Genomic DNA, 9533 nt, shown 5'->3' with positions numbered 1-9533 from the left:
CTTCAAATGGACTTATTTGGGCAAAGCATTGAAGCAATAATCAATGGTAGGTTAACTCCCGCCTACTTCTACTAGCATCTGGAGGGTAAGTAATTGTGCTGGTGTGAGATATTTTTCGAGAATCTCATGATAGAATGATGGGAACATTTATTAATTGGGGTCTTGTGGTATTAGCCAGACCCTTATTTTTTATCACAACTGGGTATTCTTTTCCCGGTGTGAGATATTTTTGTCAACAAGCAGAAATTTGTGCAGGGGGTCGATCGCACGCAAACGTTAGCCTGTAAAGCTTTGGGTGCGCTTGTCGCCCCCTGAAGTCGTTCAGTCTAAACTGTTGACCGTGAATTTTGGGTCGCCCTTTACCACTATAGGCTGGGGGCGTTGACCACAAGCAACGAGAGCGAATGAATACGCATTAGTTTATCATCCGCGCTCTCCGCGGTGGCTTTCACACTCTTGGGCACACCCATACTCGCTGTCAAATAGAGCTAGAGGTCTATTCTGAAAATATTGACATACTCGCTGCCCAAAGTTTCGCGCCAAAACTAATCGGGTTGTCCCAACTGGTAATACGTTCGTGTCTTAACGGCAGCGCCCAACTGCCACTACTTTCAGGTATAGCGTGCGATCGTACTATATCCTTGACCGATACCGACAGGTATACCGTGGGGTAAGGCTGTGGGTTGATGTTCATAGGTGCGTTCTTTGAGGGTACGTGCATGGGGTCTTAACCATGCTGTACGATCGATCGCTAATACTGGACGTTCTACCTCTGACATCTGCTGGATATATAGTTGCATTAATTTATCTCGGTCTGGTCTACAATCTTGCAGTGCTTCATAGACACTCGACCACTGACGCCGAAACAAAGGATTTAGGGCCTCATCTCCTAAGCATGAGATGTGGCGGGTCGTCCGGAGCTGCATCTGCTAGTTCAAAGGTGGCATATGCAGGCGTTGCCGAGGCATTGATAAGCAAGTTGACTCCATTCTTGTAATTGTTTTAACTTCATGGCAGGTAGATTTGAGATTTTTAGCTGAATTCTCAATCTTCTACCCTGATGCTGCCTGTTGAAACTATCGCAGGCAGTTTTTTTTTAAGAAAGCATCCGCAACCTCAAAGAGAACGTCAACGGTCGCTGGCACCGATCTTATGGTTGAGTCTCATAGCCGATCGCCAGCGACCGTTGCCGTTCTTGTATGGACGTTTGCCAGTCTTTGGGCGATCGCACTTTTTGACCTGCTTAGTCTAAACTCCAATTAACTAATGACTAATGACTAATGACTAATGCCAACAACCAACTGCCAACTGCCAACTGCTAAGTGACAAATTACCAAGTCGGGTCAACATACAGATTAATTGTCACTTGTTTTTTCCCGGAAGGGATACCGGAAATACAAGCACAAATCGGATCTCCGCCGTCAATTTCTACTTCGCAAGCGTGACAAGAACCCATGAGACAGCCAGTAGGAATAGAAAGTCCGGCACGTTTGGCTACATCTAATAAAAGCTCTCCCGGTGCAGCTTCAACTGTAACATTCTCTGGTAAAAAACAAACTTTTGTCATTGAATTTTAACCTCAACTCTAACAAACAATAGTTAACAGTTAACAGTTGACTGTTGACAGTCAACTGTTAACTAATTAACCTAAAATATGGTTGATATCTAAATGCTTTTCCACTGTATCTGCTAGACTGTCTAACAGAGATTCTCGGTGTTGCCGGTAATTAGGAATACCAGTAGGCAATGTGCGGAGTCCCCGCTGCTGCCGCAAGTGATTTAACCAAGCTCGCCGCCAAGCTCCGTTGTCAAAGATGCCGTGCAGGTAAGTACCCCAAACTGATTGAGAAGTGTTGACAATTCCTAAACTCTCATCGTCAAATAGGGGTTTAGTCAAATTTGACTCTAGCATTTGCGTTCTTCCTTGATGAATTTCGTAACCGGAAACTGGCAAACCCGGTTGAGGATAGTTAGATGTTACGATTCGTTGGCAGGCAATTTTGTTCGGTGCCATCACAGTTTTCAAAGGCAGCAATCCCAATCCTGGAAATTCTCCCTTTTCTCCCTCAAGCCCTTCTTTATCCGTGATACTTTCTCCCAGCATCTGAAAGCCGCCGCAAACTCCCATGACTGTACCGCCAGCTACTAAATAATTTTGAATAGCTTTTGCCATACCTGTTTGGCGCAGCACGTGCAAATCGGAAATTGTAGTTTTAGACCCTGGTAAAATCACGGCATCTGGATGGCCTAAATAATCTTTTGGGCTGACATATTTGACGGTGACGGTAGTTTCCGACTCCAGGGGGTCAAAGTCGGTAAAATTAGAAATTCGGGGCAGGCGGATGACCGAAATATTTATGTCGGTTTGAGAATTGGGAGAACGCCGATCGAGCAAATCGAGAGAATCTTCTGAGGGAAACACTTCGTCTATCCAAGGAATTACCCCAACTACCGGGATTCCCGTCCTTTCTTCTAGCCAAGTCAGACCCGGATCTAAGATCGATTTTTGTCCTCGGAACTTATTAATAATGAATCCTTTAATTAAAGCCCGTTCGTCTGGATCGAGCAATTCCAAAGTACCGATAATGTGAGCAAAAGCACCCCCGCGATCGATATCAACTACTAGCAAAGTCCGAGCATTTAAATGTTTAGCTACCCGCATATTTGTTAAATCGCGGTGTTTGAGATTAATCTCAGCAGGGCTGCCGGCTCCCTCACACACAATCATGTCAAAATCTTTGCCGAGAAATTCTAAAGATTCCCGAATAACTTGCCAGCCGAGATCGAAATACTGCTCGTAATATTGAGATGCTCGCACATTTGCGATCGCCCGACCCCTGACAATTAATTGAGAAGTCATGTCTCCTTGTGGCTTGAGCAAAATCGGATTCATTTCTACCCAAGGTGGGATGCCCGCAGCCCAAGCTTGCACTGCTTGAGCGTACCCAATCTCTCCGCCGGCCGCTGTGACATAGGAATTCAGTGCCATATTCTGACCTTTAAACGGAGTTACCCGCCAGCCTTGCCGAGAAAAGATTCTACACAAAGCTGCAACGAGTAATGATTTCCCTGCGTGAGATGTTGTTCCCACGACCATAATTGCTTTCATAATATTAACAAAAAAGGAAGAGGGAAGAAGGAAGAAGGAAGAAGGAAGAGGCCAGAAGTAAGAAGTAAGAAGTAAACAGTAAACAGTAAACAGTAAACAGTAAGAAGGCAGAAGGCAGAATCAAAAAAATTCTGGTTTCTACCTTTTGCTTTCTGCCTCAAGATGACGGTTTATCTTCGCCGGATACATTCTCCGACTTGGATTGGGCCGCCGGTTTAGCAGTTTCCACTAGATCCGGAGTGGGGGGATTCGGGCGAATCAATTCGGGTTGTTCTCCCTCAGAAGATGGTTTTTGATCGGTGGATTCGATCGACATAACTGCTACTGAAACCACTTCCACCTGCGCGCTCAAATCGGGTTCTCCCGATGCTTCCATCTCCACAGGCGCGACAGAAACCATTTCCACCACAGTCATTTCTATAGATGCTGCTGGGGCTGGGGCTTGTGCTTCCGGTTCACCAACCGCAGCCGGCGGTGTCTGGGTTGGGGCCGACGATGGCTCGTCGATCGGAGTTTCCCCTATTTTGTCAGAAGTCGCGGTTTCTGCCGCGATCAACTCGGCCATTGCTTCAACATCGGTTGGAAACGCCACTCCCAGGCTTGTTTCAACAGCAGTGTTGCTGGTTTCGGCTGCCACTTCCGCCGCCGCAGAGGCTAATTCGGATTCGAGAATCTCGTCGATCCCCGGTGCCGGAATTTCCGTTATTTTAGATTCAGGTGCGATGGGAGTCGTTGAAGGTTTTGGCGTCTGGGGAGTTGCATCAGACTTGTTTTTGTTTTTACCCCCACCCCCTCCCAACATACCCCCGAGACTATTTTTGATATTGCCGAACAGACTTGCGAAACCGCCGGATTTTTTAGCTGGTTTGGCAGGAGTTGGGGCCGCCACCGCTGCCGCCTGCGACTCTTTAACGGCTTTCCTCCATTCTGTTTCCATGTCGTCAAAATCATCGGCTTCTGGCTGCTGTTGAGGCTCTGGCTGAGCCTCTGCTGGCTCCACACTTGCTGCAACGGCACTTTCTGAAATTTCTAGAGGTAGAGGTAGAGGAGTGAAGCTGCTGGCTAATTCTGCTGGGGTTGGTGAAGTCTCAACAGCAGGAGTTTCGACTGAAGAGACGGGTATTTCTTCAATTGCAGGTGCACTCGAGTCGGGAATTGTCGAGTCAGGGGCGATCGTACTTTCGGCCCTTGGCTCGATCGAACTTTCGGCAATAATTTCAGCTATTGGGGGAATCGCCGGCTGTTCCTCTAGCTTTACCTCGCCCTCATCCACAGCGGGTGCTGCAACCACATCAGTTTTCGGTTTGGTCGATCGAACAAACTTAGGTTTTTTCGCTGCCGGCTCTTTTTTCTTGGAAAACAAGCCCCCCAACACCCCACCTGCAGCCCCCGGCAAATTCACCGACTGAGGAATCGGCGTTTGCTCAGCAACGGGCGTCACCAGCCTGCGCAAAGTCAGAGTTTCCCAAGCAAACCAGCCCAACATAGCCACGCCCGCCATTTGACCAAGCAGGAGAGCACCAGTAATTCGTCCCGCACAAGCCCATAAAATTAACGCATAAAAAAGCCCTACCCCGCTCCAGGTAAAATCACTTTTGCGGTGAACTTCTGGAAAAAAGAAGGCCGCCATGTAAATACTGAAGCTGCCTAGACCGACCGCTAACGCCAGAAAGTATGCAAGCATATTGTCGGTACCTCCGCTGTGTCAAATAACTTCTACGCGCTAATTCTACCTTTGAGAGAGACTCAACGGCTTCTTTCTCTCGGACAATTCTCGATTTGGCAGGAAGTTTGGCAATGCGCACTGAATCGGGATTTAACGGATTTAACGGATGTTGACGCCAGAATTCAAGCCTAAAGATTTTTCCACTCTCCCCGACTCCTCCTCTCCCTCTCCCCCCCTAGGCCCATAACCCCCCCCTCCGTCGTGATATGTGTCACTTAACTATGGCCGTGCGATCGCACCAAGTGACTGAGGATGTTTATATGTTGTAGGTGTAAGAGGTATTATGCCCTAGGGCATAGTATGTATTGGAGACAGTGCCATGTATGAAAAACTGTTGTTATCGGCTGCCTTAACCATATCGCTCCAAGTATTTCCCGGACTAAGCACTTCCGCGAAATTACCGAAAAATTTGGTATTGCGAGCGAGCGATAGCCCGGCTCAAACCATGAAACTTCCCCTCGTTTCAGTACCTGCTGCCCTCAGACCGAACGTCCAATCCTAAGGATACGTGCAAGTGCGATCGAACTTCCTCCGAGTCTCTCTCCTATTTTTTTCTAGCTGTTCTCTTTTCTACGTGACAGTTCACAACTCATCAGTTTGTTGTCAGGGCTTTAGTCCTCATTAATATCAGCTAATAAGGACTAAAGCCCCTACTACAAACCCGGTAGTCAATAACGACTAGCAGAGCCGACATTAATTCCCATAACATACTAGACCAATCTCAACATCAGGCTGTCTAGTAGAAACATTCAAACCTTAAAAAACTTGTGTAATCCTCAGTAAAGGATCAAAATAGATATATGCTCCCCAGATGGAGCTCAAAGCTAATAAGCACATTGACTATTAAATCAAGGAAAGTAAAAATGGGACTGAGCGATATTCTCTTGAATGAAAACAACAGAGAAACTTTTGTTGATGACTGTGTAAAGTTGATAGACAAACAAGTTGCAGCAGCGCCGGGATTAGGTGGTCTGGCTCTTAAAGCTGCCTACTCTACTGTCAAGGGGATACGGGCTGACTATTGCGCCCAAGTCGTCGATCAACTTCTGCCAGAAATCTCGATCGCACTCGATCCGATATGGACTGAAGCAGTAAACCATGGCAACCCAGTCGAATATCTAGCCCAAAGAAAACCTATAGTGGCAGACGAATTGCTCCAGATCAGCGACAAAAGGGCCGAGCAGAGCACAAGAGCGGTTGTTAAAGGCGCCTATGCCAAACTCCGCCCCTCAGCTAAGACTTACGTGGAAAAGGGAGTACCGGATTTAGCCGAAATTATTAATAAATATAATAATGCGGGCTGATATAGCCTTTCTCAATAACATGAGGTGCTCTCGCGGGCATAGGGCATAGGGCATAGGGCATAGGGCATAGGGCATCAATTGCGAGCGGTGTGTACCTCATTTTATTGAGAACCGCTATAAGTGAGCAGCGGCTAAAAAAACAGAATACCCAGAGCCCCGACTTTTTCAAGAATTCGGGGCTCTAAAAGAAGACTTATTCGTAAGTTTGTAGTTAGGAGGCAGAGTCCTAATTTTATAGTTATCCATTGCCAATTACTCACTGAGTCGCCCCCAATATTTTAAACATCGCCTGTCCGGTAATTCCCAACCCCAAAAACATTACAAACATCGCGCTAATCGCAGGCAGAAATTTGACTGCTGTTATCTGTTTTGGCAGTTTATCAAAATTCCGTTTGGCATAAACTAAGATTAATCCGATCGCACTCAGCACTAAAGCCAATCCCAAACTAAATGCTACCACTAGCGTCATTCCCAAACCAACATTGCCCAAAGCCGACGCGCTCAACAGCATCACCAAAGCGGAAGGACAAGGCAACAAACCGCCGGAAATTCCCAACGCTAATAAGCTTTTCCAAGTAATGGCAGAACCGTCAGCACCGGGCGGCAAATGCGAGTGAATGCGGCCGTCTCCGTGTTGGTGGTAGTGATGAGAGATATCTGCTTTTACAGGCTTAAATTCTCTCTCCCAACTTCCTCTATTTAAAAGATTTACTGGTTCCTCACGGTTTGTACTAAGGAGTTTCGTCCTGAAAAACCAGTTATTATTAAATATTTTAGTTTTGATTTTTTTGAAAAATTCAGTCCTCACTACAAACCTAGTTTTGCTTCTTTCTAAGAGTAAGTTAAGCCCGATGAAGGCTACTAATAAACCAGAGATTAAACTCAGCCAAGGATCTAATTTTTCTGAATCGATTAAGTGAGAAGCAAACAAAGTAATTCCGCCGACAGCAAACACGCCCGCAGTGTGAGTTATTGTAGTTGTTGCTGCTAGAAATAAAGCGTGTAGGGGAGTAGCCCGCGAACCTACTAAATAAGCGCCGACTATGGTTTTTCCGTGTCCGGGCGACATCGCGTGCACGCATCCCCAACCAAATGCTCCCGCTACTGCTAGCAGCAAACTCCAACCTGAATCCCAGATTGATTCATTTCCGGCTAACAAAAAATCCCGGTTTTGCGGCGCAAACACAAAGCTTTTTACAGCACCCGCTTGCACAATCGTAGCTTGACAGCTAGCTGTCACCACTCCGGGCAAAAACAGATTGTAATTAATCCGCAATTTCTCGTTTTTTGAGATAGGAATTTCATCAGGTAAACCGGGGGTTTGATTTTGAGAAGGTGCGGCCCAGGTGTAGTTTAAGATTAAGGTGCTGTGGGTATTTGGCTGCTGGATTGAACTGGCGGCTTTAGCTGCTATTTCTAGCGGTTTTACTCCTACGGTTCCTTGAATGTTGCTACTGTTGGTAATGCGAATTTGTTGGCTAAAAAACTTTTCTAGCTGTGTTTGGTGGCTGCGAACTTCAGCAGGTTGTAGCTGGCTGTCTCGATTGTCGTCGGCGAAGTTTGTCAAGCCGGTTGGGAAAGTTAATGTTACTTCGGTTTGCCAATCGTTGACTATTATTTCAGCTACGGATAAGTCTGACCAGTGCGAGTAAACAGGTCGGGTTGAGGTTGTTAGTAATAATGAAAGTGTTAGGAAGAATAGGATGAAAAATTTTGGCGGTCGGTTTAGTTTGTATTGCATAAGTATATCCTTTTAAGAGTTTTCTCGTCGGGTGGGGCGGGTTTATTTAAATTGTCTATATCCCATAAAATTATTGGTGAACCCGCCCCTACGGCTCAAAATTCATAACTTCCCAAACCTAATGCTTGGCGAGATCGACTATCGAAACTCGGGTCAATTTCCTTGGACTTTTGAAAATAAGCGCGAGATTCAGTATCCTTACCTAAAGTACGGGCGATCGCACCAGCCCGGTAAAACATACCCGCATCGCGAATCCCCGAGCTCCGTATTTCGGCCATCACTTGATCGGCCTTTTGCCATTCCCCAGCGGCCGAAAGCGCCCAGGCCAAAGTATCCAGCGTGACAGCATCCCGCCGAATTTTCACCTCCTCCTGCATTAACGCCAGCGCTTGGGCGACATCCTGCGATCGACCTTTTTCCAGCAGCAAACTCGCCAAATCCCTGCGGTGCCCGAAACCGCCAGATCCTGAAACCTGTTCCTGTCGCAGCCGGGCTTCTGCTTCGTCGCGAAGTCGCCGGGATTCGATCGCATCTCCCTGCAAATCCTTCACCCTCGCCATACCGCGAAAGACAATGCGATCGAACACAGTCGCAACCGGGCCAGAATACGCAGAAACCTTGCTGTAATAGCCTTCCGCCTCCCGATAATTGCCCTGCCGCGTCTCCAAATCCGCCAAATAAATCAGCGCCAGCGGGTATCGCGGCACCAACCGCAGCGCCTCCTTTAACAGCGCTTTCGCCTGCACAAACTGCCCGCGACGCGCGTAAAATCGACCCAAGAGCGATCGGGCCCGCGCCGAACCCGCAACCTCTCCCGGTTCCTCCGCCGCCATTGCTTGGCGGTAATCCTGCAAAACCTCAGCATCTCGGCCCTGAGACTCTCTCACTAAAGCTCTCAAAGTGAGAGAACCCAAGTTGGGAATCCGGTTAACTAATGCTTCTGCAGCTGCAGAAGCCTCGCTCACTTTACCCATGGCTAAGTGAGATGTAACTTCCAGGGCGATCGCATCTTCACTATCAGAACCCACCTGTTTAGCCAAGCGCAAAGCAGTAGGAAAATCGTGTCTAGCCTCCGCAATTCGAGCTAAAACTAACAGCGCACCTTTATTGTCAAAAGGCAAATCGGCGATCGACCTTTGAGCCGCCTGTTCTGCCAATAAAAACCAACCTCCCTCCCCAGTAGCGCCAGCCATTTTTAAATAAGATCCCGCCAGTGCCGCCCGGTTCAAACCGCTGCGGGAATCAACACCCAATCGCTGCTGGTAAAAAGCAATCTCTTGCTGAATAACTTCCTTTTGATTGGGATTACTTCTCAAACTTTCCGAGAAATGATAGCGGTAATTAGCATCGAGATTTTCAGGACTTTGGTTAGAAAATTCATCTAAAATAAAACGCAAATTAGGAGGTAAATTCACTACTACCATCCCAACTAAAGGGACTACTATCAGCAGCCACCACGACAAAATATCCGATTTTATTTCCAGTTTAGTCTTAGTTTTCATACATCCATCCGCGTTAATCAGCGTTCATCTGCGGTTAAAAAAAGTATTTTCTCTCCGTCATTAGCCAATAAGCCATAACTAATGACTAATGACTAATGACTAATGACTAATGACTAATGACTAATGACTAATGACTAATGACTAATGACTA

At 46.9% G+C, this 9533-nt stretch carries 7 protein-coding genes; 1 reads left to right on the top strand and 6 read right to left on the bottom strand.

Annotated features, from left to right (window positions below):
* Positions 1-611 precede the first annotated feature (611 nt).
* The 4 genes from QUB61_RS35745 to QUB61_RS35730 form a co-directional block, all read right to left on the bottom strand.
* Positions 612-800, bottom strand: a complete 189-nt coding sequence (locus QUB61_RS35745; RefSeq protein ID WP_333135739.1) for a hypothetical protein — start codon at positions 798-800, stop codon at positions 612-614.
* A 530-nt stretch (positions 801-1330) separates the two neighbouring features.
* On the bottom strand, positions 1331-1567 hold the full coding sequence (locus QUB61_RS35740; protein ID WP_333135741.1) for a 2Fe-2S iron-sulfur cluster binding domain-containing protein: 237 nt from the start codon (positions 1565-1567) through the stop codon (positions 1331-1333).
* 75 nt (positions 1568-1642) lie between these two features.
* Positions 1643-3109, bottom strand: coding sequence for a cobyric acid synthase CobQ (gene cobQ, locus QUB61_RS35735; protein ID WP_333135743.1), 1467 nt, complete (start codon positions 3107-3109; stop codon positions 1643-1645).
* A 157-nt stretch (positions 3110-3266) separates the two neighbouring features.
* Positions 3267-4793 carry a Ycf66 family protein gene (locus QUB61_RS35730; RefSeq protein WP_333135744.1) on the bottom strand — a complete coding sequence of 509 codons (1527 nt, stop codon included), beginning with the start codon at positions 4791-4793 and terminating at the stop codon, positions 3267-3269.
* A 905-nt stretch (positions 4794-5698) separates the two neighbouring features.
* Here QUB61_RS35730 and QUB61_RS35725 point away from each other — a divergent pair.
* Positions 5699-6139: a DUF6918 family protein gene (locus QUB61_RS35725; protein WP_333135746.1), complete on the top strand. Its 441-nt coding sequence runs from the start codon at positions 5699-5701 to the stop codon at positions 6137-6139.
* A gap of 256 nt (positions 6140-6395) precedes the next feature.
* On the opposite strand, the gene QUB61_RS35720 is transcribed toward QUB61_RS35725, so the two are convergent.
* Both QUB61_RS35720 and QUB61_RS35715 read right to left on the bottom strand, forming a co-directional pair.
* Complete coding sequence (locus tag QUB61_RS35720; protein WP_333135749.1) at positions 6396-7880, bottom strand: HoxN/HupN/NixA family nickel/cobalt transporter; 1485 nt, start codon at positions 7878-7880, stop codon at positions 6396-6398.
* Between the two features lie 95 nt (positions 7881-7975).
* Positions 7976-9382: a tetratricopeptide repeat protein gene (locus tag QUB61_RS35715; RefSeq protein WP_333135751.1), complete on the bottom strand. Its 1407-nt coding sequence runs from the start codon at positions 9380-9382 to the stop codon at positions 7976-7978.
* Positions 9383-9533: the final 151 nt, after the last annotated feature.

The sequence above is a fragment of the Microcoleus sp. C2D2 genome (genome assembly GCF_036702495.1).
Taxonomy (GTDB): Bacteria; Cyanobacteriota; Cyanobacteriia; order Cyanobacteriales; family Microcoleaceae; genus Microcoleus.
The sequence above is the reverse complement of the archived record's forward strand: the minus strand, read 5'-3'. Positions and strand labels throughout refer to the sequence as shown.

What these genes read in the sequence shown, in the direction of transcription:
- QUB61_RS35725 (WP_333135746.1), top strand. Translation starts at nt 5,699, where the DNA reads ATGGGACTGAGCGATATTCTCTTGAATGAAAACAACAGAGAAACTTTT.
- QUB61_RS35720 (WP_333135749.1), bottom strand. Translation starts at nt 7,880, where the DNA reads ATGCAATACAAACTAAACCGACCGCCAAAATTTTTCATCCTATTCTTC.
- QUB61_RS35745 (WP_333135739.1), bottom strand. Translation starts at nt 800, where the DNA reads ATGCAACTATATATCCAGCAGATGTCAGAGGTAGAACGTCCAGTATTA.
- QUB61_RS35730 (WP_333135744.1), bottom strand. Translation starts at nt 4,793, where the DNA reads ATGCTTGCATACTTTCTGGCGTTAGCGGTCGGTCTAGGCAGCTTCAGT.
- cobQ (WP_333135743.1), bottom strand. Translation starts at nt 3,109, where the DNA reads ATGAAAGCAATTATGGTCGTGGGAACAACATCTCACGCAGGGAAATCA.
- QUB61_RS35740 (WP_333135741.1), bottom strand. Translation starts at nt 1,567, where the DNA reads ATGACAAAAGTTTGTTTTTTACCAGAGAATGTTACAGTTGAAGCTGCA.
- QUB61_RS35715 (WP_333135751.1), bottom strand. Translation starts at nt 9,382, where the DNA reads ATGAAAACTAAGACTAAACTGGAAATAAAATCGGATATTTTGTCGTGG.